Source organism: Ensifer sp. Root142, assembly GCF_001426785.1.
GTDB lineage: Bacteria > Pseudomonadota > Alphaproteobacteria > Rhizobiales > Rhizobiaceae > Ensifer > Ensifer canadensis.
This window is the reverse complement of record NZ_LMFK01000049.1, coordinates 130,849-152,939: the sequence shown is the minus strand read 5'-3', so window position 1 is coordinate 152,939 and position 22,091 is coordinate 130,849. Positions and strand designations below refer to the sequence as shown.

Annotated in this window: 20 protein-coding genes; 12 read left to right on the top strand and 8 right to left on the bottom strand. The window is 62.0% G+C overall.

Features of this window, described 5'->3' with window-relative positions:
- Positions 1-16 precede the first annotated feature (16 nt).
- Both ASD52_RS35655 and ASD52_RS35650 read right to left on the bottom strand, forming a co-directional pair.
- Positions 17-337 (bottom strand): 2Fe-2S iron-sulfur cluster-binding protein, encoded by a 321-nt coding sequence (locus ASD52_RS35655; RefSeq protein ID WP_025428586.1) that lies wholly within the window; start codon positions 335-337, stop codon positions 17-19.
- Between the two features lie 68 nt (positions 338-405).
- Positions 406-1,659: a cytochrome P450 gene (locus ASD52_RS35650; RefSeq protein ID WP_057226696.1), complete on the bottom strand. Its 1,254-nt coding sequence runs from the start codon at positions 1,657-1,659 to the stop codon at positions 406-408.
- Positions 1,660-1,771: 112 nt separating this feature from the next.
- Between ASD52_RS35650 and ASD52_RS35645 the strand changes: the two genes are divergently transcribed.
- A complete protein-coding gene (locus ASD52_RS35645) occupies positions 1,772-2,620 on the top strand; it encodes an AraC family transcriptional regulator (RefSeq protein ID WP_025428588.1) in 849 nt (282 codons plus the stop codon).
- Between the two features lie 71 nt (positions 2,621-2,691).
- Here the strand turns inward: ASD52_RS35645 and ASD52_RS35640 are convergent, their stop codons facing one another.
- The 3 genes from ASD52_RS35640 to puuE are packed head-to-tail and all read right to left on the bottom strand — an operon-like array spanning position 2,692 to position 5,654.
- Positions 2,692-3,177, bottom strand: coding sequence for an ureidoglycolate lyase (locus ASD52_RS35640; protein ID WP_025428589.1), 486 nt, complete (start codon positions 3,175-3,177; stop codon positions 2,692-2,694).
- 29 nt (positions 3,178-3,206) lie between these two features.
- Complete coding sequence (gene alc / locus ASD52_RS35635) at positions 3,207-4,229, bottom strand: allantoicase (protein ID WP_057226837.1); 1,023 nt, start codon at positions 4,227-4,229, stop codon at positions 3,207-3,209.
- A 9-nt stretch (positions 4,230-4,238) separates the two neighbouring features.
- The gene (puuE, locus tag ASD52_RS35630) at positions 4,239-5,654 is read right to left on the bottom strand and encodes an allantoinase PuuE (RefSeq protein WP_057226694.1); all 1,416 of its coding nucleotides are present in this window, start codon (positions 5,652-5,654) and stop codon (positions 4,239-4,241) included.
- 170 nt (positions 5,655-5,824) lie between these two features.
- Here puuE and uraH point away from each other — a divergent pair, with 170 nt between their 5' ends.
- From uraH to xdhC, 4 genes are read left to right on the top strand one after another with little or no spacing between them, the layout of a single operon-like run.
- Positions 5,825-6,196 carry a hydroxyisourate hydrolase gene (gene uraH, locus ASD52_RS35625; protein WP_025428592.1) on the top strand — a complete coding sequence of 124 codons (372 nt, stop codon included), beginning with the start codon at positions 5,825-5,827 and terminating at the stop codon, positions 6,194-6,196.
- Between the two features lie 6 nt (positions 6,197-6,202).
- Entirely contained in the window at positions 6,203-7,684 is a 1,482-nt protein-coding gene (xdhA, locus tag ASD52_RS35620) for a xanthine dehydrogenase small subunit (RefSeq protein WP_057226692.1), read from the top strand.
- 12 nt (positions 7,685-7,696) lie between these two features.
- Complete coding sequence (gene xdhB / locus ASD52_RS35615; RefSeq protein WP_057226690.1) at positions 7,697-10,048, top strand: xanthine dehydrogenase molybdopterin binding subunit; 2,352 nt, start codon at positions 7,697-7,699, stop codon at positions 10,046-10,048.
- Positions 10,048-10,917: a xanthine dehydrogenase accessory protein XdhC gene (gene xdhC, locus ASD52_RS35610; protein WP_025428595.1), complete on the top strand. Its 870-nt coding sequence runs from the start codon at positions 10,048-10,050 to the stop codon at positions 10,915-10,917. Before xdhB ends, xdhC begins: the two co-directional genes overlap by 1 nt.
- A 3-nt stretch (positions 10,918-10,920) precedes the next feature.
- Here the strand turns inward: xdhC and ASD52_RS35605 are convergent, their stop codons facing one another.
- Positions 10,921-11,298 carry a helix-turn-helix domain-containing protein gene (locus ASD52_RS35605; RefSeq protein ID WP_025428596.1) on the bottom strand — a complete coding sequence of 126 codons (378 nt, stop codon included), beginning with the start codon at positions 11,296-11,298 and terminating at the stop codon, positions 10,921-10,923.
- A 99-nt stretch (positions 11,299-11,397) separates the two neighbouring features.
- Here ASD52_RS35605 and ASD52_RS35600 point away from each other — a divergent pair, with 99 nt between their 5' ends.
- Positions 11,398-12,378 (top strand): zinc-binding dehydrogenase, encoded by a 981-nt coding sequence (locus tag ASD52_RS35600; RefSeq protein WP_057226689.1) that lies wholly within the window; start codon positions 11,398-11,400, stop codon positions 12,376-12,378.
- Between the two features lie 34 nt (positions 12,379-12,412).
- On the opposite strand, the gene ASD52_RS35595 is transcribed toward ASD52_RS35600, so the two are convergent.
- Positions 12,413-13,327, bottom strand: a complete 915-nt coding sequence (locus ASD52_RS35595) for a LysR family transcriptional regulator (RefSeq protein ID WP_025428598.1) — start codon at positions 13,325-13,327, stop codon at positions 12,413-12,415.
- Between the two features lie 147 nt (positions 13,328-13,474).
- Here ASD52_RS35595 and ASD52_RS35590 point away from each other — a divergent pair, with 147 nt between their 5' ends.
- On the top strand, positions 13,475-14,713 hold the full coding sequence (locus ASD52_RS35590) for a urate hydroxylase PuuD (RefSeq protein ID WP_025428599.1): 1,239 nt from the start codon (positions 13,475-13,477) through the stop codon (positions 14,711-14,713).
- Positions 14,710-16,065, top strand: coding sequence for a guanine deaminase (gene guaD / locus ASD52_RS35585; RefSeq protein ID WP_057226685.1), 1,356 nt, complete (start codon positions 14,710-14,712; stop codon positions 16,063-16,065). The genes ASD52_RS35590 and guaD overlap by 4 nt, the downstream gene beginning before the upstream one ends.
- Before the next feature lie 111 nt (positions 16,066-16,176).
- Here the strand turns inward: guaD and ASD52_RS35580 are convergent, their stop codons facing one another.
- Positions 16,177-16,998: an IclR family transcriptional regulator gene (locus ASD52_RS35580; protein ID WP_025428601.1), complete on the bottom strand. Its 822-nt coding sequence runs from the start codon at positions 16,996-16,998 to the stop codon at positions 16,177-16,179.
- A 169-nt stretch (positions 16,999-17,167) separates the two neighbouring features.
- On the opposite strand from ASD52_RS35580, the gene gcl reads away from it, so the two are divergent.
- The 4 genes from gcl to ASD52_RS35560 all read left to right on the top strand — a co-directional run bounded on the left by gcl (position 17,168) and on the right by ASD52_RS35560 (position 22,076).
- Entirely contained in the window at positions 17,168-18,952 is a 1,785-nt protein-coding gene (gene gcl / locus ASD52_RS35575; RefSeq protein WP_057226683.1) for a glyoxylate carboligase, read from the top strand.
- A gap of 26 nt (positions 18,953-18,978) precedes the next feature.
- The gene (gene hyi / locus ASD52_RS35570; RefSeq protein WP_057226681.1) at positions 18,979-19,794 is read left to right on the top strand and encodes a hydroxypyruvate isomerase; all 816 of its coding nucleotides are present in this window, start codon (positions 18,979-18,981) and stop codon (positions 19,792-19,794) included.
- Between the two features lie 5 nt (positions 19,795-19,799).
- Positions 19,800-20,684 (top strand): 2-hydroxy-3-oxopropionate reductase, encoded by an 885-nt coding sequence (glxR, locus tag ASD52_RS35565; protein WP_025428604.1) that lies wholly within the window; start codon positions 19,800-19,802, stop codon positions 20,682-20,684.
- A gap of 123 nt (positions 20,685-20,807) precedes the next feature.
- On the top strand, positions 20,808-22,076 hold the full coding sequence (locus ASD52_RS35560) for a glycerate kinase (protein WP_057226679.1): 1,269 nt from the start codon (positions 20,808-20,810) through the stop codon (positions 22,074-22,076).
- The last annotated feature ends 15 nt before the right edge of the window (positions 22,077-22,091 follow it).

Here is a 22,091-nt window from a genome sequence, read left to right as displayed (position 1 = left end):
CGCGAGCGCTCCTCAATCAGTATTGCCCGGCCGGCAGATGCACCACGAGGCCGTCAAGCGCGTCGGAAACAGTGATCTGACAGCTGAGCCGGCTTCTTTCGTCCGGATTGACGACGCAATCCAGCATATCCTGCTCCTGATAGTCGGGCGATGGCAGCCGGCCGGCCCATGTCCCGTCGATATAGCAGTGGCAAGTGCCGCAAGCGCAGGAACCGCCGCATTCGGCGGCGATGGCATCTATGCCGTTCTGCACGGCTGCCGACATCACCGACTGGCCGATTTCGGCCTCAACCTCGGTCGATTTCCCCTCGGCATCCACAAAGACAATTCTGGGCATTGCATGGTCTCCACTCAAATCTGAAATCGTGCGAATTGCTTCGCGCTGGAGGGCGCATCTGTTGGCGTTCAGGCCGGCTTGATGGCGATCTGCAGCCGCTTGGGGCCGCGCACCGAAAGGCCTCGCTTGTATTCGGGCTCTTCGTCGACAAGCTCGATCGTCGGGAAGCGCCGCAGCAAGGTGCTGAAGATGATGTCCATGTCGAGCCGGGCGAGATGGTTGCCGAGACAGAAATGCACGCCACCGCCAAAGGCCAGATGCCTGTTGGGGGTGCGACCGATGTCGAACGCATCGGCGTTTTCGAACTGCTTGGGATCGCGGTTGGCAGCGCCATAAAGCACTCCGAACTTCGTGCCGCGCGCGAAAGTCCGCCCGCCGATTTCCACGTCCTCGATGCAGTGGCGATGGAAGAACGGCAGCGGTGACTCGTAGCGGAACATCTCCTGCACGGCCGTCTGGATCAATGCAGGGTCCTTTCGCAGCCGCGCCATCTGTTCGGGAAACCGCAGCAGCGCATGCATGCCGCTTCCAAGCACGTCGATGGTCGATCCATGGCCGGCCATCAGGATCAGCATGCAAGTCGAGATGAACTCGTCTGAATTCATCGCGCCGGCACGTTCCGCCTCGATCAGGACCGAGATGAGATCGTCCTTGGGGTTTCGCTCGCGCTCGTGTTTCAGAGCCGTCAGGTATTCGTAGAATTCGGTGGTGTTGGTCTCGGCGATGCGCTTGCGTTCATCCGACCGGTCGACGTCGAAAAACTGGACGATGTTCTCCGACCAGATGCGCAACTGGGGACAGTCTTCGTCCGGAACGCCGAGCAGTCGGCCGATGATGTGACCGGGCACGTGGGCGGCGAGATCATCGACGAAATCGATCTGGCCGCGATCGGCGAGGCTGTCGATCAGCCTGTCGACATAGGCCTGGATCTGATCGCGTAGCTTGGCAATCATCGCCGGCGTGAACAGTTTGAAGACCTGTCTGCGCAGCCGGTCGTGTACGGCGCCATCGCTGTCGAGCAGGCTAAACTGCACAAAGCGGGAGTGATGCGGCATGTCGTGCCAGTTGGCGGCGCGCTGGATCCTGGCGATTTCCTCTGATGTCGCGATGTCCTCGAGCGAGCGAACCATACGCTTGTCCATGACGATTGCCGAGACATCCTCGAAGCGCGAGGCCAGCCAGATGTCGAAGTCCTCGAAATAATGCAGACCGTCCTTGTCGCGCAGCGCCTTGTAGGTCGGATAGGGATCGCGCGCGAAATCGGGGGACAAGGGAGTAAACGCGACCTCCACCTGGCTCTCCGTCGATAAGGTCTCTGCCATTTGCCGCACTCCCTGCAAAAACTGCATGATAGCGTCATCAGGCAGTACTGGGAAATGTAACAATCTCGCGAGATAATGGACAAAACTCGCATCGCCATGCAGTGTGTCGCGCATGTTGGCTGAGCGCGAAGAGATCTATTTTCACACACCGGCACGTTTTGCAGGCGCGTTCCCCTACAAGGCGCTGGTTGCCGGCGCGCGGGTGGCGTTGCCGGAGGAGCCGCCGATACGCAAGCGCTTCCATCAGCACGTGCTCGTTCACACCACCTCGGGGCAGGGGCTGATCGAGGTGCGCGGGCAGCGGTTCGTCGCCGAGGAGGGCCTGTCGGTCTGGCTCGACACGTCGCAGGCCTATGAACACCGCTGCGCGCCCGACGCCCGTGAATGGCGATATCTCTGGATGGGTGTCGAGGGACATGGGTTGGACGAGGTCTATGCCTTCCTCAATGTGCAGCAGTCGCCGTTGTTCGAGCCGTCGGATCGCGAGGCGGCCCGCGTCGCGTTCCAGGCCGTCATCGGCTATCTCGACGATCGCTCGTCGGCAACGGATGCGCTGGTCAGTGCGGCGATTGCCGGCCTGATCGCCAACCTGAGTGCGCCGCGATTGGTGGGTGCTGCCGCACCCGACGATTCTGCCTCACGCGATCGCATAACCAGTGTGCTTGCCGCAGTCCGAAAAGACCTTGCCAAAGCCTGGACGATCGATGAGCTTGCGGTCCTCGCGCATCTCAGCCCATCGCAACTGTTTCGGAGATTCAAGGACACCATCGGTACGACGCCGATGGACTGGCTGCGCCATGAGCGCATCAACCAGGCAAAACGTCTGCTGGTCGAGCCGGAGGCGAAGGTTTCGGCAGTCGCGGCGCACTGCGGCTATCCCGATCCCTATCATTTCTCCCGCGATTTTCGCCGTTTGACCGGCTACACCCCGACGAGATTCAGGCGCGACGGCGGGTACTAGGGCTCGTGAACGAAAGGATGACGGGACCCACTCCGGTAGAGCGGGTCCGTCCTCTGGTGTCAAACCCGCCGTTAACGCAGCAGGAATGGTTGCTCGAAGAAATGCTCCTCGAGATTGACGCCTTCGCCGCCGCGGTCGACCACGGCAAAGTCCGAGACGTCTTCCAACGGCGTCAGGATGCCGTGCCAGACATTGCGGGCGATATTGACGCCTTGGCCGGGCGCGGTCCGGAACGCGATCGGTTCGCTCGGACCTTCAGCCGTCTCCTCCGAAACGACAACCAGGAACGGATTGTCGGTCAGGGGAATGAAGGCCTGACTGCCGAGCGGATGCCGTTCGACCATGGTTAGCTTCAACGGCAGCGGATAGGGCTCGCCGCGCACGAGGCTGATCATCGGCCGGGCCTTATCGCCCGTGGTTTCGATCTTGGCGAGATCATGGTAGCGGGTGCATTTTCCACCGTTGATGGGAAAGCTGTGGGCGTTTTCAGTCTCGATCACGTCGCCGAATGGCGCGAATGCCTCGCGTGTCAGCGGCTTTATCTCGATCTCCTTCATGTGACGCTCCTCCGTCCTATGTTGGTCGTTTACGGGGTGCCGGCCCTTGCAATGCGCCCGAAGACACGCAGCCGGCTGACGCCGCCGTCGGGGTAGATGTTGAGACGAACATGGGTGGCGTAACCGACCTCTTTGATCAGGTCCGGGCCGTACTCATGAATGCTGTCGGCGCTCAGTTTCTGGCGCGGGAGCACGTCCCGCCAATAGAGCGAAGATGCTGTTAGCGCCGCGTCGACCGTACAATCCGTCTCGTCGAGGTCGGCCGCCTGCACCGAACAGGCGTCGGGATAGTTGCCCTTGAAATGGGCGGTATCGACGATGATGCGTTCGATCGACGTGCGTGCGGCCAGCCTGACGATGATCCAGTCGTTGCCGGGTTCGCGCCGCCGTCGCGTCTCCCATCCATCGCCCATGTTGATCCCCCGCCCGGGGGCCAACAGTCGTTGATGACCGTAGTGGCCGTTGGAGAAGACGACGATCCGGCCGCCGAGCAGCGAGGATGCGAGATCGACCACGTCGTCGCCGATCCGATCCCGGTCGAGGGCGGGCGTGCCATAGACCCGCAACCGGGCAACGCCACCGTCGGGATAGATCCGCAGCCTGATATGGCTCCAGGTCCCCTCTGCAAGGGCTGCGAAGTAGTGATGGGCGCTTGGACCAAGCGGGCTCATGCCCAAGAGCTCGGTCCAAGCGGTTGCTTCATCCGGCCCATCAGGCGCCAGACAGGCGTCGACTGCGCAGGCGGAGGGGTAGTTGCCGGTAAAATGCGTCGTATCGACGTCGAAGCCGGCGATCCGGCCGGTGGCGGCAAGCGCGACGATCGCATGGTCGTGGCCGGGACCGCGTCGACGCCGCGTTTCCCAGCCATCCATCCATTTGCCGTGTTCGTCGTAGACGCCGGGATGAAAGACAGCGGGACAATCCTGCAACAGCCGTTCGAGCGGGGCGAAGAACTCGTCGGTGGCAAACACCGGCCTTGCCCCGAGGCCGGCGGAGGCGAGATTGATCGCCTTGCGCGCGAAGTCAGGCAGGCCGACGCTGTCGATCGTCATCGCCTGCACTCAGCTCGGCAGCATGTCTTTGAGGCGGAGAAGCGCAATCCTTTCCACCTGCCGGCAGGCCGTCTCGAGCTCGCTGTCGCGATCGTTCTCGATCCGGGTTTCGAAGGCCGCCAGGATGTCCTCCTTGCTGCGGCCTCTGACCGCGATGATGAAGGGAAAGCCGAATTTTTCGACATAGGCGCTGTTGAGTTCGGTGAAACGCGTGCGTTCAGCATCGGTCAGGGCGTTAAGGCCGGCGGAAGCCTGCTCGCTGGTCGAGCTTTCGGTCAGCCGCTTTGCCTGCGCCAGCTTGCCGGCGAGATCCGGGTGGGCGTTGAGCACGGCAAGACGCTCTTCCGGCCTCGCCTCGCGGAAGACTGCAGTGAGCGCTGCAGCAAGCCCGATCGCCGTGTCGTTGGCGGCCGATAGCTCGCTGGCAAAGGCGCGCCTGGCGATCCAATCGGAATGTTCGAAAACGCCACCGAAGCGAGCGACGAAATCAGCCTCGGAAAGCTGCGATGGACGGTCGTCCCAGGCCTTGAAGGGATAGGTCTTTGCCCAATGCCGTGCGATATCGACGCGACGAGCCAACCAGACCTTTTCGTGGCCCTTCACGTAGTCGATGAAACGCGCAAGCGCTGCGGCGCGACCCGGCCTGCCGACAAGGCGGCAGTGCAGGCCGATGCTGAGCATCTTCGGTGCGCCGGCCGCACCTTCCGCATAGAGCACGTCGAAGCTGTCTTTGAGATAGCTGAAGAACTGGTCACCGCTGTTGAAGCCCTGCGCCGTTGCAAAGCGCATGTCATTGGTGTCGAGCGTGTAGGGAATGACCAGCTGGTGGCGGCCCGCATGTTCATGCCAGTAGGGCAGATCGTCGGCATAACTGTCCGAGACGTAGTCGAAGCCGCCAGTCTCGGTCACCAGATCGAGCGTGTTGTCCGAACAGCGACCGGTGTACCAGCCGCGCGGCGGTTCGCCGGTGACGATCGTGTGCAGCCGGATCGCCTCTGTGATCTCTGTCCGCTCCCGCTCAGGGCTGAATTCCTTGTGCTCGATCCACTTCAGACCGTGCGAGGCGATCTCCCAGCCGGCGTCTTGCATCGCGGCCACCTGCGCCGGGGAACGCTTCAGCGCTGTTGCGACGCCATAGACTGTCGCGGGCACGCCCTTTTCCGTGAACATGCGATGAAGCCGCCAGAAGCCGGCGCGGGCGCCGTATTCATAGATCGATTCCATATTCCAGTGGCGCTGTCCGGGCCAAGCCTGCGCACCGACGATTTCCGAGAGAAAAGCCTCTGATGCGGCGTCGCCATGCAGCACGCAGTTCTCGCCGCCTTCCTCGTAATTGATCACGAATTGCACGGCAATCCGCGCCTCGTCGGGCCAGACGATGGTGGGGTTCGGGCCATGGCCGTGAAGATCGCGGGGGTATCTCATGCAAGCAGTCCTCCAGACATTTGTCTCTGCACCTCGATTCCTAACGGGATTTTTCCGCCGTCATTCCCCCCAAAAATTTTGAAAGTCTCGAATGATCCGCCCGCTTCTCAATGCACTGGCTCACCGGGATACTGCGAAATGGAAAGATGACTTCGGGAGGAGCAAGACGCATGCAATCTCATGGTGGAAACGACGGCCGTCTGACGACCCATGTACTCGATACGGCCAGTGGCAAACCGGCCAAGGACCTGCGCATCGAGCTCTATCGCATCGAGGGCGAGCGCCAGACGCATCTGCGCTCGGTCAGGACGAATGATGACGGACGCTGCGATCAGCCGCTGTTGAGCGGATCGCTGATGCAGGCCGGCACCTACGAGCTGCATTTCCACGCCGGCGACTATCTTGGGTCCGAAGCTGCGCGCGGCGCCAACCCGTTTCTCGATGTCATCCCGATCCGTTTCGGTATCGACGATCAGGCGGCGCACTATCATGTGCCGCTGCTCTTGTCGCCCTACGGCTATTCGACCTATCGCGGGAGCTGATCAGCAATGACCATTCAGATACGCAACACGATCCGTTTTCTCCTGAACCACCGCCTTGTCGAGCTTTCCGACGTTTCTGCGGTGCAGACATTGCTCGATTTCCTGCGCATCGATCGCAACCTGCGCGGAACCAAGGAAGGCTGTGCCGAGGGAGACTGCGGCGCCTGCACGGTGCTGGTCGGCCGCCTGCTCGGCGGGCAGCTCAAGTATGAATCCGTCAATGCCTGTATCCGCTTTGTCGGTTCGCTCGACGGCTGTCACGTGGTGACCGTGGATTCGCTGGCAACACCGGGTGGTCCACTCCATCCCGTCCAGCAGGCGATGGTCCAGACGCACGCGTCGCAATGCGGCTTCTGCACGCCTGGCTTCGTGATGTCGCTCTACGGGCTTTGGATGGAAAACGCCAAGCCGTCGGTCACCGAAATCGAGAAGGCGCTGCAGGGCAACCTGTGTCGCTGTACTGGCTATGCCGCGATCATTCGCGCGGCCGAGGCGATTTCGACCATCGGCGATCTGGGGAAGGATCCATTGTTTGCCGAACGCGATCGTATCGCCAGCGAACTCGCAGCCCTTCAGGATGGCCGCCGCGTGGTGATCGGCGAGGGAGCGGAACTGTTCATGCTGCCGGCTTCCGTCGATGATTTTGCCGATGTGCTCGAAGCCAATCCGAAAGCGACGATCGTTGCCGGCTCGACCGACGTCGGCCTCTGGGTCACCAAGTTCATGCGCGATATCGCGCCGGTCGTGCATCTCACGCACCTGGAAGAACTTCGTCGCATCACCGTCGACGACAAGGGTGTGACGCTTGGCGCTGGTGTCAGCTATGCCGAAGCCTATCCCGTCATTACCGAACATTTCCCGCAATTGCGCGAGCTTTGGGACCGGATCGGCGGACAGCAGGTCCGCAACATGGGTACGGTCGGTGGCAACATCGCCAACGGATCGCCGATCGGCGACACGCCGCCGGCATTGATTGCGCTCGGCGCGTCGGTGACGCTCCGCAAGGGCGCTCGCCGCCGTACCGTGGCGCTCGAAGATTTCTTCATTGCCTACGGCAAGCAGGATCGCGAGCCCGGTGAATTCGTCGAAGCGGTTCACATTCCTTTCCTCGAAGCTGACACCAGCTTTGCCGTCTACAAGATCACCAAGCGTCTGGATGAAGACATCACCGCCGTCTGCGGCGCATTCCGCCTGACATTCGACGGTGCCGGTGAAGTCGCTGACGCGGCGATCGCCTTTGGCGGCATGGCCGGAACACCGAAGCGGGCTGTTCATGTCGAGGCGGCGCTGAAGGGCAAGGCCTGGCAGGAGCCAACGGTCGAGCAGGCGATCTCCGCCTTCGATCAGGACTTCACGCCGCTTACCGACTGGCGCGCCTCGGCGGAGTATCGCCAACTGGTGGCCAAGAACCTGTTGCGCCGCTTCTATCTTGAAACGCAGGCGACCGGAAACATCCGGATCGACCGCAACATTGCCGTAGCCGTCTAGGAGGTGAGACCCATGAATGTGATGCAGCCCATCGACCGCATCCGCGGTGGCGTCCACGAAAACGAACGGCACGAGTCCGGCCACAAACATGTGTCGGGAACGGCCGAGTATATCGACGATATTCCGGAACCGGCCGGCACATTGCACGGCTATCTCGGTCTGTCCCAGCGCGCCCATGCCGATATCCTGTCGATCGATTTCGACGCGGTCAGCGCCAGCGAGGGCGTCATCGGTATCCTCACAGCTGACGACATCCCGGGTGAAAACGACATCAGCCCCGCCCACAAGCACGACGATCCGGTGTTTGCAACCGGCAAGGTCGAGTTCTACGGCCAGCCGATGTTCGCCGTCATCGCCACGTCGCGTGAAGCCGCGAGGCGTGCAGCCGTCAAGGTCGAGGTCGAATACCGCGATCTGCCGCATGTGACCGACGTGCTTGAGGCTGCTGCCGCGAACTATCCTCTGGTCATCGATCCGCTGAAGCTGGAGCGTGGCGACATCGAAGCCGGTTTTGCCAAGGCGAAGAACATCGTCGAAGGCGAGATGCGCATCGGCGGTCAGGACCACTTCTATCTCGAAAGCCAGATTTCCTTTGCCATTCCCGGCGAGGACGATGAGGTCCTGGTTTATTCGTCGACCCAGCATCCGAGCGAAACCCAGCACATGGTGGCAACCGTGCTTGGCGTGCCGTCCAACGCCGTGACTGTCAATGTGCGCCGCATGGGTGGCGGCTTCGGCGGCAAGGAAACGCAGGCCAACATCTTCGCCGCCGTGGCGGCCCTGGCCGCAAAGAAATACCGTTGCGCCGTCAAGGTCAGACCTGACCGCGACGACGACATGTCGGCAACCGGCAAGCGTCACGACTTCCACGTCGACTACAAGGTCGGCTTCGATGACGAGGGCCGGATCGAGGCGGTCGATGCGGTGTTTGCGGCGCGCTGCGGCTTTTCCGCCGATCTCTCTGGACCCGTGACCGATCGCGCGCTCTTTCATGCCGACAACTGCTACTTCTATCCGAACGTCCGTCTTCGTTCGAAGCCGTTGAAGACCAACACCGTCTCGAACACTGCGTTTCGTGGCTTCGGCGGCCCGCAGGGCATGGTCGGCGGCGAGCGCATGATCGAGGATGTCGCCTATGCTGTCGGCAAGGATCCGCTCGAGATCCGCAAGCTCAACTTCTATGGCGGCGAGGGCCGCAATCTCACGCCCTATCACCAGACGGTCGAAGACAACATCATCGGGCGCATCATCGAGGAGCTCGAAACGTCGGCCGATTACGCTGCGCGTCGAGAGGCCGTGATCGCCTTCAACCGCGAAAACCACATCATCAAGCGCGGCATCGCGCTCACCCCGGTCAAGTTCGGCATCTCCTTCACCAAGACCGAGTACAATCAGGCAGGCGCCCTGGTGCACGTCTATACCGACGGGTCGATCCACCTCAACCATGGTGGTACCGAGATGGGGCAGGGGCTTTACACCAAGGTTGCCCAGGTGGTGGCCGACGAGTTCCAGGTTGATCTCGATCGCGTCAAGGTAACGGCGACGACGACGGGCAAGGTGCCGAATACGTCGGCGACAGCAGCGTCCTCCGGTTCGGATCTCAACGGCATGGCGGCCGCCAATGCGGCGCAGCAGATCAAGGCGCGGCTGGTGCGCTTTGCCGCCGAACGCTGGAATGTTGCCGAGGCCGATGTCGCCTTCGAGCCGAACACAGTGCGGATCGGCGCGGAACGCTTGCCCTTTGGCGAGTTCATCAAGCTTGCCTATGGCGCCCGTATCCAGCTGTCCGCCGCCGGTTTCTACAAGACGCCGAAAATCCACTGGAACCGCTCGGAAGGCCGCGGCCGTCCGTTCTTCTATTATGCCTATGGCGCGTCCTGCTCCGAAGTCAGCGTCGATACGCTGACCGGCGAATATCAGGTCGATCGCACCGACATCCTTCACGATGTCGGCCGATCGCTGAACCCGGCACTGGACCTGGGTCAGGTCGAAGGCGCGTTTGTTCAGGGCATGGGCTGGCTCACGACAGAGGAACTGTGGTGGGACGCCAAGGGTCGGCTGCGCACGCATGCGCCGTCGACCTACAAGATCCCGCTTGCCTCCGATCGACCGCGCGTGTTCAACGTTCGCCTGGCGGAATGGTCGGTCAACCGGGAGGAAACGATCCGGCGGTCAAAGGCCGTCGGGGAACCGCCGTTCATGTTGGGCATTTCGGTTCTGGAGGCGTTGTCGATGGCAGCGGCGAGCGTTGCGGAGTATCGTATTCCCCCGCGCATCGACGCACCGGCGACGCCGGAGCGGGTGCTGATGGCGATCGAGCGGCTGCGAGCCGCCGCAAGGCAAGGGGCTGTAGCACAGGGTTGATGGCGATGGTTGCGAGCCGAGAGGATATCAGGGACTTCCTGCGTCGCGAACCGGACTGCGTTCTGGTCGAGGTGACGGGTGCCGCAGGCTCGACGCCGCGCGACACCGACGCCTGGATGCTGGTGGCGCCGGACGGCCTCTTCGGCACCATCGGCGGCGGCCAGCTCGAATATATGGCGATCGACCACGGTCGTCGCGCGATGAAGCGCGGCGATGGCGCCGACACGATGACGGTCCCGCTTGGCCCCGAGATCGGTCAGTGTTGCGGCGGGCGCGTCGCGCTCGCCTTCACGCGCATCGATCGGGAGAAAGCCGCCATGTTGATTGAACGCAGCGATCTGGAGATTGCCAGCCGCCCCCATGTCTACGTCTTCGGCGCCGGGCATGTCGGTGATGCGCTGGCGATGGCGCTATCGCTTGTGCCGGTGCGCACCATTCTCGTCGACACCCGCGAGGACGAGCTTTCGGCCGCCGATATCCACGGTATCGAGACCTGCCTGACCGCGATGCCCGAGGCGGTGGTCCGCGATGCGCCGCGCGGCAGCGCCTTCGTGATCCTCACCCATGACCACGCGCTCGACTTCCTGATTGCAGCCGAGGCGCTCAGGCGTGACGACGCTTCCTATGTCGGCATGATCGGCTCGAAGACCAAGCGTTCGACCTTCAAGAACTGGCTGTCGCGGGAAATCGGCCGGCCCGATCTTTTCGATCGTCTTATCTGCCCGATCGGCGGCACGGCCGTGAAAGACAAGAGGCCGGCGGTGATAGCGGCCCTGGCCGCAGCCGAGATCATGACCGCCGCGCTCAATCATCATTGGGAGGCGCCGGCTGTCTCCTCGGTCAAGCCAGGCAAGCGCGTCGGCGCCTGACGCTCAGGCGCTTTGGCGCGGCCGGATGATGCAATCGCCGACCTGGTCGAATTCACCCAGTTCTTCGGCGTGACGCTGACCCCATTCGCACAGGGCAAGCAGGACCGGCTCGAGGCTCTGGCCCAGTGCCGTTGCCGAATATTCCACCCTTGGCGGCACTTCGCGAAAGATCTCGCGATGAACGAGGCCGTGTTCTTCCATCTCGCGAAGCTGCTGGATCAGGACTTTCTGGCTGACGGCCGGTACGAGCCGTCGCAACTCAGAGAGGCGCCTCGGACCGTCGAACAGGTGATAGAGGATCACTGCCTTCCATCGCCCGGAGATCACCTTGAGCGCACGCTCGGATGGCAGTGATGGCAGTCTCTTGATGATATCGGCCATGGTTACCAATCGGTCAGTATGGAACAAAAGGGTGTGTAGAGCCAAACGGGAGTCTAAGGCTAATTATGGATCAAAGCCAGTCAAATGAGGTTGAGATCCATGAAAGCAATCCGGTACCGCTCCTTCGGGAGCCCTGAAGTCCTTGAGCTGATCGATATGCCGAAGCCGGTGCCCGCGCACGGCGAAGTGCTGGTGCGGGTCGGGGCGATCGGGCTCAATTTCTTCGAAGTTCTGATGCGGCAGGACCGATACGCGGTGACACCTGGTTTGCCGATGGTGCCGGGTGTCGAGATCGCGGGCATTGTCGAGGCGCAGGGCGAAGGCGTGAAAACGCCGGCGGTCGGCACGCGTGTCGCCGTGCCGATGTTCGCCTTCGGCCGCGGGGCGGGCGGGTGCGCCGAATATGTCGCGATCGACGCTGACGCACTCGTGCCGATCCCCGGCGACGTTTCGTTCGAAGTGGCGACAGCGCTGATGATCCAGGGGCTGACGGCGCTTCATCTCGTTCGGCAAAGCAATCCGCAGGGAAAGACCGTGCTGGTGACTGCTGCGGCCGGCGGTGTCGGCTCGCTGCTCATTCAGCTTGCAAGAGAGGCTGGTGCAAAAGCGGTAATCGCGCTTGCGGGCGGCAGCGAGAAGGTCGCGTTCACACGCTCGCTCGGCGCGGACCTTGCAATCGACTACAAAGCAGCGGATTGGCGGTCGGAGCTTGGACAGCATCAGGCAGGTGGGTCAGTCGAGACGATCTACGACATGGTCGGCGGATCCTTCACCAAATCCGCGCTTGGTGTTCTGGCGCAAGGCGGTGAGCTCGTCTTCGGCGCGATGGGGCGCTTCGAACTCGAAGCCGCTGACGTCGAACAAATGCTTTCGGGCAATCAATCCCTGCGTGGGTTCGCTCTATTGCCGTTGCTCACGCCGTCCGCCCTGAAAACCGATCTCGGCGATCTGTTCCGTCGCGTGGAGGACGGGCGGCTCAAGGTCCATCTCGGTGGTCGGTTTCCGCTGGAACAGGCGGCAGAGGCGCACCGTGCCATGGAAACACGAAGCACGACCGGTAAGATCGTGCTCGTGCCTTAACCGATCAAGCAGAGCGCTGTTTTAGGCGGGGCTGTTAGGCGAGCATCTTGCCGATCAGCCGCTGACAGCGCTCCGCCATATAGTCGATCATCAGCCGAACCTTCGGGTCCTGGAAGCGCTTGTGCGGATAGATCGCCGCCAGTTGCACGCCGAGCGGCGGTGTCGAGGCAAGGATTGGCACCAGCTCGCCGGTGTTGATGTAGCTCTTCACCTCGAAGAGAGGCTTGTTGATGATGCCGCGACCATCGAGCGCCCATTGGGTCAACACATCGCCATCATCCGAATCGTAAGGCCCGGTCACTTCGAGCTTCCTGACACCCTCAGGCGTCTGCAATGTCCAGAAGTACTCCTTGGAACCGGGATAGCGCAGCAGCAGACAGTCATGTTTGTCGGCGATAAGCTCGTCGGGTGTTTGCGGCACGCCGCGCTTCTCGAAATAGGCCGGTGCGCCGCAGACGACGCGCTCGCAGTTCATGATGCCACGCATGCGCAGGTTCGAATCTTCGAGGATGCCGAGCTTGAAGGCGACATCGACGCCTTCCGACAGGATATCGACATTGTGGTCGGAGAGCCTGAGCCGCACCTCGATATCCGGATATTTGTCGTGAAACTCCGGAATGCCCGAGGCGATCAGCCGCCGACCTATCCCCAACGGAGCGGTAATCTTCAGCGCACCCTTCGGATTGTGCGACAGATCCGCGATGGCGTTCTCCGCCTCATTGACAGCTTCGAGAATCTTGACGGCACCGTCGTAGAACACACGGCCGTGCTCCGTCGGGGTCAGCTTGCGCGTCGTCCGATTGAACAGCCGAACGCCCATGTGGCGCTCCAACTCTTTGATTCTATTACTGGCAACCGCCGGCGTTACGCGCTGGTCGCGACCAGCTGCCGACAGGGTTCCAAGCTCTACGACGCGTACGAAGACGCGAACATTGTCCAGATATGACATGCCTCCCGATCTCTCCTCCGGGCACTATCTAACGCATCCATTCCGTCGCGATTTTATAGATTTTTTTGAAAGTGTTGGTGAACCAGCGACGTTCCCGCGGCCTCCAGCAATGACACATAATGCGCGACGGAGAAATGGGAGAATTGCATGTACGAGTATGCCATAGCCTGGGATTGGCTCACCTTTGCCATGAGATGGCTACACGTCATCACCGGTATCGCATGGATCGGTTCGTCGTTTTATTTCGTCGCGCTCGATCTTGGCCTGAAGAAAAGACCCGATCTGCCTGTTGGAGCCTACGGCGAGGAATGGCAGGTCCACGGCGGCGGCTTCTATCATATCCAGAAGTATCTGGTGGCTCCATCAAACATGCCGGAGCACCTGATCTGGTTCAAATGGGAATCCTACGTCACCTGGCTTTCCGGTTTCGGCATGCTGTGCATGGTCTATTACGCCGGCGCTGACCTTTACCTGATCGACCCCAATGTGCTCGACGTATCGAAGACGACGGCGATCGCCATTTCGCTGGCATCGATCGGCTTCGGCTGGCTTGCCTATGATGCGATCTGCAAGTCGCCGGCCGGCCGCGACAACACCAAGCTGATGGTGCTCCTGTATTTCATCCTCGTCGGCATGGCCTGGGGCTATACGCAGCTTTTCACCGGCCGCGCCGCCTTCCTGCATCTGGGCGCCTTCACCGCGACGATCATGTCGGCGAACGTCTTCTTCATCATCATCCCGAACCAGAAGATCGTCGTTGCCGACCTGATCGCCGGCCGCACGCCGGACGCCAAATACGGCGTCATCGCCAAGCAGCGTTCCACGCACAACAACTACCTGACGCTGCCTGTGCTGTTCCTGATGCTGTCGAACCATTATCCGCTGGCCTTCGGCACCCAGTACAACTGGATCATCGCCTCGCTGGTGTTCCTGATGGGCGTCACCATCCGCCACTATTTCAACACCCGTCACGCCGACAAGGGCAATCCGACCTGGACGTGGCTTGCGACCGCGCTGCTCTTCATTGTCATCATGTGGCTGTCGACCGTGCCGAAGATCCTGAGCGGCGACGAGGAGGCGAAGGTTTCGGCGGCGCAGCAGCCGTTCGTTACCGCCGAGGCCTTTCCGAAGGTTCGCGACACCGTGCTTGGCCGCTGTTCCATGTGCCACGCCAAGGAGCCCGGCTGGGAAGGGCTGGTCGTGCCGCCGAAGGGCGTGACGCTGGAGACCGACGGCGAGATCGCCGCCCACGCACGCGAAATCTATCTGCAAGCCGGCCGTTCGCACGCGATGCCGCCGGCCAATGTCACCGGCATATCGGACGAGGAGCGCAAGCTCCTCGTCGCCTGGTATGAGACGGTCGTAAAGGGAGAGAAGGTTCAATGACCGATTTGCTGATCCGCGGCCGCGTGCTGACGTTTGTCGAGGCGCCCAAAGGCATCGACGACCACGCCTCCTATCGCTACTTCGAAGATGGCGCCGTGCTGGTTCGCAACGGCAAGATTGCCGATATCGGCGAGCATTCGGACGTTGCCCGCAGGGCCGGGCCAGCAGTCAAGGTTGCCGATCATCGACCGAACCTGGTGTTGCCGGGCCTGATCGACACGCATCTGCATTTCCCGCAGACGCAGGCTATCGCGTCCTATGGTGCGCAATTGCTCGAATGGCTGAACACCTACATTTTCGTCGAGGAACAAAAGTTCCGCCAGCCGGAGCATGCTCAATTCATTGCCGGCCGGTTCATGGACGAACTGCTTTCCAACGGCACCACCACGGCCGTTGCCTATTGTTCGGTGCATCCGGAGAGTGTCGATGCCTACTTCGGCGCTGCGGAAAGCCGCGGCATGCTGATGATCGGCGGCAAGGTAATGATGGATCGCAATGCGCCCGATGCGCTGCGCGACACGCCTCAACTCGGATATGACGAGACGAAGCAACTGATCGGCAAGTGGCACGGCCGCGGCCGCGCCCACTACGCCATCAGCCCGCGTTTCGCCATCACCTCGACGCCGGAACAGATGGAGATGAGCCGGGCGCTCGTCGCCGAACATCCGGAATGCTACGTCCAGACGCATCTGTCCGAAAACAAGGACGAGATCGCTTTCGCGACGTCGCTCTACCCGGAAGCGAAGGACTATACCGACATCTATGCACGCTACGATCTTTTGACCCGCAAGACGTTGCTCGGGCACTGCATTTACCTCAGCGATCGCGAGATCTCGGTTCTCGCCGAGACCGGCGCCGTCGGCACTTTCTGCCCGACCTCGAACCTGTTCCTCGGTTCGGGCCTCTTTGACCGCGACCGTTTCGACAAACTCGGCGCGCGCTGGTCGGTGGCAACCGACGTCGGCGCCGGCACCAGCTTCTCGATGCTGGAAACCATGGATGAGGCCTACAAGGTTCTTCATCTGCAGGGTCAGCGGCTTTCGCCGTTCAACTCGTTCTACATGATGACGCTCGGCAACGCGCGGGCGCTCGATCTCGACGACCGCATCGGCTCGCTGCATATCGGCGCCGACGCCGATATCGTCGTGCTCGACAGTCGCGCCAAGCCGTCGATGGAGCTGAGAATGCGCGTGGCCAAGACGCTCGCCGAGGAACTCTTCATCCTGCAGACGATGGGCGACGACCGATCGGTGGCCGAAACCTATGTTGCCGGCAAGCCGATGAAACATCGTGCCAGCAACCAGGCAGCCGAGACAGAAGCCACGGGCGGCCGGAAACTCGAGACGGTCTGAACCATCGCGGAAGCCTGGTCTCCCAACGTTCGACGCTGAACGTTCCAACTCAACGCCGCGTACGCAAGCCTCCCCCCACAAGGGGAGGCTTTCTTGTCAAAGATCTCCTTATCAGAGATCTTCGGGGCGCTTGCCGCCCATGGCCCGGGTCAAGGCATCGGCGCGCTCGCGCACGACCGGTCCCAGCACTAAGAGCTTGTCGTCATTGACGCGCACGGATGGTCCTGAGATCGAGATCCCGGCGATCGTTTCCCCATATTCGTTGAAGATCGGCGCTGCCACGCAGCGCATGCCGAGCGTGTGTTCCTCGTCGTCGATCGACCAGCCGCGCTGGCGGATCTTCTGGATGTCCTGCAGCAGCGCCGACAGGTTGTCGCGTGTCTTGTCGGTGAAATGCGCCAGGTCGCGTCCAGCCAGCAGATGCGCGACATCCTTGTCGGCCCAGGTCGACAGGATCGCCTTGCCGATTCCGGAGGCATGGATCGGCCCGCGCCGGCCGGGGCGGAAGAAGGCCCGCATCGGGGCATGGCTTTCCACCTGCGAGATGAAGACGACATCGCCGCCTTCTTCGATGCCGATATTGGCAGTCTCACCGCTTTCTTCCATCAGCTGTTTCAGAAACGGACGGCTGATGGTGCCGAGCTTGCGGAAGCGCAGATAGGCGTTGCCGATCTCGAATGCCTTGAGGCCGATCGTCCAGGCGCCGGTGTCGGGGTCGTTCATCACCATGCCGTGGTTGGCCAGAGACGTCAGCAGCCGGTGCACGGTCGATGGCGCCATGCCTGTGACATCGGACAAGTTCGTCAATGTCGAGCCGTCGCTTTCGGCAACGACCGCCAGCAGCGTCAGGCTACGGTCGAGCACCTGCACGGAGCCGGGCGCTGCGTTTTCGCCCGCCTTTCGGCCGCGTTTTCCCTTGCCTGTCGCATCCATGATCCATCCTCCAGCAGCCGAGTCATTCCTATCATCCTCTAGCAGGACCAGGATTGATTGTTTCGAAATTCTTGAAGATGTTTATTTCCATCTGATGGAAATGAATTCCATTTAAATGTTGAACATTGATGACAATGGGGTATCGTCTCATCAAATAGGAGGAGTTCCCATGGCTAAGATGCGTGCCGTTGATGCGGCTGTTTACGTTCTTGAGAAAGAGGGCATCGATTGTGCCTTCGGCGTGCCCGGTGCGGCAATCAATCCGTTTTATTCCGCTCTGAGGGCGCGCGGCTCGGTTCGCCACATCCTTGCCCGCCACGTAGAGGGCGCCTCGCATATGGCGGAAGGCTACACCCGCGCCAAGCACGGCAACATCGGCGTTTGCATCGGCACGTCAGGCCCGGCCGGCACCGACATGATCACCGGCCTTTACTCGGCTTCCGCCGACTCGATCCCGATCCTCTGCGTCACCGGGCAGGCGCCGCGCGCCCGCCTGGACAAGGAGGATTTCCAGGCCGTCGATATCTCCAAGATCGCAGCACCTGTCACCAAGTGGGCTGTCACCGTCATGGAGCCGGCGCTGGTGCCATTCGTCTTCCAGAAGGCTTTTCACCTGATGCGCTCCGGACGACCGGGGCCGGTGCTGATCGACCTGCCGGTCGACGTCCAGCTGGCCGAGATCGAATTCGATCCCGAGACGTATGAGCCGCTCGAGCCCTACAAGCCGAAGGCGACGCGCGCGCAGGCCGAGAAGGTCATTGCGATGCTGAACGAGGCCGAGCGGCCGTTGATCGTCGCCGGTGGCGGCATCATCAATGCCGACGCCTCGGATCTCTTGACCGAATTTGCCGAGATCACCGGCGTTCCTGTCATTCCGACACTGATGGGCTGGGGTACGATCCCGGACGATCATCCGCTGATGGCCGGCATGTGCGGCCTGCAGACGTCGCATCGCTACGGCAATGCCAGCATGCTCGCCTCCGACTTCGTGCTCGGCGTCGGCAACCGTTGGGCAAACCGCCACACCGGCAACATACCGACCTATACCGAGGGTCGAAAGTTCGTTCACGTCGATATCGAACCGACGCAGATCGGACGCGTCTTCGCGCCGGATTTCGGCGTCGTCTCAGACGCGGGGGCAGCGCTGAAGCTTTTCCTTGACGTTGCGACGGAATGGAAGACCGCCGGCAAGCTGCGCGACTGGTCGGGCTGGGCGCAAGAATGCCGCGAGCGCAAGCGGACCATGCTGCGCAAGACCCATTTCGACCAGACGCCGCTAAAGCCGCAGCGCGTCTATGAAGAGATGAACAAGGCCTTCGGCCGCGACACCTGCTATGTGTCGACCATCGGCCTCAGCCAGATCGCCGGCGCGCAGTTCCTGCACGTCTACAAGCCGCGCAACTGGATCAATTGCGGCCAGGCCGGTCCGCTCGGCTGGACCCTGCCGGCTGCCCTTGGCGTGCGTGCCGCCGATCCCGATCGGCCGATCGTCGCACTTTCCGGCGACTATGATTTCCAGTTCATGATCGAGGAACTGGCGGTCGGCGCCCAGCACAAGCTGCCCTACCTGCATGTTGTCGTGAACAATTCCTACCTCGGCCTCATCCGCCAGGCGCAGCGCGGCTTTAACATGGACTTCGAAGTCAGCCTCGCCTTCGACAACATCAATGCGTCTGAAGACGCGGAGAAGGGCTATGGCGTCGACCATGTCGCCGTTGCCGAGGGTCTCGGCTGCAAGGCGATCCGGGTGCGCAGCCCCAACGAGTTCCAGGAAGCGTTCGACCGCGCCCGCGCCCTGATGGATGAGCACCAGGTTCCCGTCGTCATCGAGTTCATCCTCGAGCGCGTCACCAACATCGCCATGGGTGCGGACATCAACGCCGTCGTCGAGTTCGAGGAACTGGCGGCGCGTGGCGAAGATGCACCGACCGCGATCGAAGCGCTTCTCGATTGAAAACTATCACAAGGAGGAAAAATCGCATGGCGAAGTTCGCTGCGAACCTGACAATGCTGTTTACCGAGGCGCCGTTCCTCGATCGCTTTGCCCTTGCTGCAAAAGCCGGCTTCGAAGGCGTCGAGTATCTCTTCCCCTACGAGTTCGAGAAGGTCAGCCTGCGCGCCGAGTTGCAGCGTTACGGTCTGAAACAAGTGCTGCACAACCTGCCGGCCGGCAACTGGGCCGGCGGCGAGCGCGGCATCGCCATCCTGCCCGACCGGATCGACGAGTTCCGCAAGGGCGTGGCGAGCGCCATCGACTATGCGACCGCGCTTGATTGCAAGCAGGTCAACTGCCTGGTCGGCATCGCGCCGGACGGGGTCGCGGAAGCCGTGCTGCGCACCACGCTGGTCGCCAACCTCAAGCTGGCCGCGAGCGAACTGGGCAAGCAGGGCATTCGCCTGCTGATCGAGCCGATCAACCACTTCGATATTCCCGGCTTCTACCTCAACACGGTCGAGCAGGCCGCTTCGATCATCGACGAGGTCGGCAGCGACAACCTCTTCATCCAGTACGACCTCTACCATCAGCAGCGCACGCAAGGCGAACTCATCGGTACCTACAGGCGCTTTGTCGGCCGCATCGCCCACGTCCAGCTTGCCGATAACCCGGGCCGCAACGAACCGGGTACGGGCGAGATCAACTATCCGTACGTCTTCGATGCGCTCGAAGAGGCGGGCTACGACGGCTGGATCGGCTGCGAATACAAGCCGCGCACGACCACGGTCGAGGGCCTTGGCTGGCTTGGCGCCGAGCGCAAGCGCACGCAATCCGCAGATATCATCAAGATCAGGAGTTAAGCACAATGGCAACGATCGGCTTTATTGGACTGGGCATCATGGGTACGCCGATGGCACGCCATCTGCAGGATGCCGGGCATACGATCATCACTTCGAAATTTGCGATCCCGCCGCGGCAGGAACTGCTCGACAACGGCCTGACGTTTGTCGAGACGCCGAAGGCACTTGCCGAGGCGGTCGACACGATCATCCTGATGCTGCCGGACACGCCTGAAGTGAAGGACGTTCTCTTCGGCGAGAACGGCGTCGCCTACGGCCTTTCCAAGGGCAAGTTAGTCATCGACATGAGCTCGATCTCGCCGATCGAAACCAAGGAATTCGCCAAAAAGGTCCGCGAAACCGGTGCGGAATACGTCGACGCGCCAGTCTCCGGCGGCGAAGTCGGCGCCAAGAACGCTTCGCTTTCGATCATGGCCGGCGGCTCTCAGGAGAGCTTCGACCGGGCCTTGCCGTTGTTCCAGCTGATGGGCAAGAACATCACCCTCGTCGGCGATTGTGGTGATGGCCAGGTGACTAAGGTCGCCAACCAGATCATCGTTGCGCTGACGATCGAGGCGGTGTCCGAGGCGCTCGTCTTCGCCTCGAAGGCCGGCGCTGATCCGGCGCGGGTTCGCGAAGCGTTGATGGGTGGTTTTGCCTCCTCGCGCATTCTCGAAGTGCATGGCGATCGCATGATCAAGCGCACGTTCGATCCGGGCTTCCGCATCTCGCTGCACCAGAAGGATCTGAACCTGGCGCTGCAGGGCGCAAAATCCCTCGGCATTTCGCTACCGAACACGGCAGCGACGCAGGAGCTGTTCAACAACTGCGCCGCCAATGGTGACAGCGGGCTTGACCATTCCGGCCTGGTGCGTGCCCTTGAGCGCATGGCGAACCATCAGGTCGCCTGAAGCACCGCTACGACAGCATGAAAATACGCGTGATCGACCGGCGGCCCGTTCCGTCTGCCGATCGTGCCTCCGGGCGGCGGAAGGAGGAGCCGCCGCCCGAGATCTTGGATGAAGGGGAGAGACATGGCAGCCATTGCCGATCCGCGCACGTTTCTGGAAACGCTGTTCACATCGGCGGTTGCCGCTGCCGACCCGGCACTGGTGATTGCCGCCAACCTGCCGGAGCGGCCGAAGGGCCGGACCGTGGTCGTCGGCGCCGGCAAGGGTGCGGCGCAGATGGCACAGGCCTTCGAGCGACATTGGGATGGTCCGCTTTCCGGCGTCGTCGTCACCCGCTACGGCTACGCAGCCCCTTGCCAGCGTATCGAGGTGCTGGAAGCATCGCATCCGCTGCCGGATGAAAGCGGTCTGCAGGCCTCTCGGCGCCTGATCGCCGAGGTCAGCGGCCTGTCGGAAGACGATCTGGTCGTTGCTCTTGTCTGCGGTGGTGGATCGGCCCTGCTGCCGTCACCACCTCCAGGCCTTTCGCTGGACGATGAAGTCGCCGTCAACCGGGCGCTGCTCGCCTCGGGGGCGCCGATCAGCGCCATGAATGCGGTGCGCAAGCACGTCTCATTGATCAAGGGTGGCCGGCTCGCGGCCGCGGCCTATCCGGCGAAGGTCGTTTCACTCATCGTATCTGATATTCCCGGCGATGACCCGGCGCTGGTCGCCTCCGGTCCGACCCAGCCCGACGCAAGCACTCGTGCCGACGCCCTGAAGATCATCGAGCGCTATGGCCTGCAATTGCCCGAAAAGGTCCTGGCGTGGCTCGCCGATCCGGCTGCCGATGCGCCGTCGCCGTCCGACCCGCGTTTCGCTGCCAACGAAGTACGCCTGATCGCATCCGCTTCCGTCTCGCTCGAGGCGGCTGCCGCCAAGGCGCGGGAGGCCGGCATCGAGGCAATCATTCTCTCCGACGCAATCGAAGGCGAGGCGCGTGACGTCGGCAGTGTTCACGCGGCAATCGCCCGTGAGGTCGCAGGCCGCGGCCGCCCCTTCGCGAAGCCCGTTGTCGTTCTTTCCGGCGGCGAGACGACCGTTACCATGCGCGGGGCAGGCAAGGGCGGACGCAACAGCGAGTTCCTGCTGTCGCTGGCCCTTGGCATTGATGGCGCCATTGGCGTTTCGGCGCTTGCCGCCGATACCGATGGCATCGACGGTTCCGAGGACAATGCCGGCGCCTTCGCCGACGGAACGACGATCGCCCGGCTTGCCGCACAGCGTCTCGACGCCGCAGCACTCCTGCAACGGAATGATAGCTGGAGTGCCTTCGACGCGCTCGGCGATATCTTCAAGCCCGGGCCGACCGGCACGAATGTCAATGATTTCCGCGCAATCCTGGTACAATAGCACGCGAGGATAGGG

What these genes read in the sequence shown, in the direction of transcription:
- hyi (WP_057226681.1), top strand. Translation starts at nt 18,979, where the DNA reads ATGGCGAAGTTCGCTGCGAACCTGACAATGCTGTTTACCGAGGCGCCG.
- ASD52_RS35650 (WP_057226696.1), bottom strand. Translation starts at nt 1,659, where the DNA reads ATGGCAGAGACCTTATCGACGGAGAGCCAGGTGGAGGTCGCGTTTACT.
- gcl (WP_057226683.1), top strand. Translation starts at nt 17,168, where the DNA reads ATGGCTAAGATGCGTGCCGTTGATGCGGCTGTTTACGTTCTTGAGAAA.
- ASD52_RS35560 (WP_057226679.1), top strand. Translation starts at nt 20,808, where the DNA reads ATGGCAGCCATTGCCGATCCGCGCACGTTTCTGGAAACGCTGTTCACA.
- xdhC (WP_025428595.1), top strand. Translation starts at nt 10,048, where the DNA reads ATGGCGATGGTTGCGAGCCGAGAGGATATCAGGGACTTCCTGCGTCGC.
- ASD52_RS35590 (WP_025428599.1), top strand. Translation starts at nt 13,475, where the DNA reads ATGTACGAGTATGCCATAGCCTGGGATTGGCTCACCTTTGCCATGAGA.
- puuE (WP_057226694.1), bottom strand. Translation starts at nt 5,654, where the DNA reads ATGAGATACCCCCGCGATCTTCACGGCCATGGCCCGAACCCCACCATC.
- guaD (WP_057226685.1), top strand. Translation starts at nt 14,710, where the DNA reads ATGACCGATTTGCTGATCCGCGGCCGCGTGCTGACGTTTGTCGAGGCG.
- alc (WP_057226837.1), bottom strand. Translation starts at nt 4,229, where the DNA reads ATGACGATCGACAGCGTCGGCCTGCCTGACTTCGCGCGCAAGGCGATC.
- ASD52_RS35580 (WP_025428601.1), bottom strand. Translation starts at nt 16,998, where the DNA reads ATGGATGCGACAGGCAAGGGAAAACGCGGCCGAAAGGCGGGCGAAAAC.
- xdhA (WP_057226692.1), top strand. Translation starts at nt 6,203, where the DNA reads ATGACCATTCAGATACGCAACACGATCCGTTTTCTCCTGAACCACCGC.
- ASD52_RS35645 (WP_025428588.1), top strand. Translation starts at nt 1,772, where the DNA reads ATGTTGGCTGAGCGCGAAGAGATCTATTTTCACACACCGGCACGTTTT.
- xdhB (WP_057226690.1), top strand. Translation starts at nt 7,697, where the DNA reads ATGAATGTGATGCAGCCCATCGACCGCATCCGCGGTGGCGTCCACGAA.
- ASD52_RS35655 (WP_025428586.1), bottom strand. Translation starts at nt 337, where the DNA reads ATGCCCAGAATTGTCTTTGTGGATGCCGAGGGGAAATCGACCGAGGTT.
- uraH (WP_025428592.1), top strand. Translation starts at nt 5,825, where the DNA reads ATGCAATCTCATGGTGGAAACGACGGCCGTCTGACGACCCATGTACTC.
- ASD52_RS35595 (WP_025428598.1), bottom strand. Translation starts at nt 13,327, where the DNA reads ATGTCATATCTGGACAATGTTCGCGTCTTCGTACGCGTCGTAGAGCTT.
- ASD52_RS35605 (WP_025428596.1), bottom strand. Translation starts at nt 11,298, where the DNA reads ATGGCCGATATCATCAAGAGACTGCCATCACTGCCATCCGAGCGTGCG.
- ASD52_RS35600 (WP_057226689.1), top strand. Translation starts at nt 11,398, where the DNA reads ATGAAAGCAATCCGGTACCGCTCCTTCGGGAGCCCTGAAGTCCTTGAG.
- ASD52_RS35640 (WP_025428589.1), bottom strand. Translation starts at nt 3,177, where the DNA reads ATGAAGGAGATCGAGATAAAGCCGCTGACACGCGAGGCATTCGCGCCA.
- glxR (WP_025428604.1), top strand. Translation starts at nt 19,800, where the DNA reads ATGGCAACGATCGGCTTTATTGGACTGGGCATCATGGGTACGCCGATG.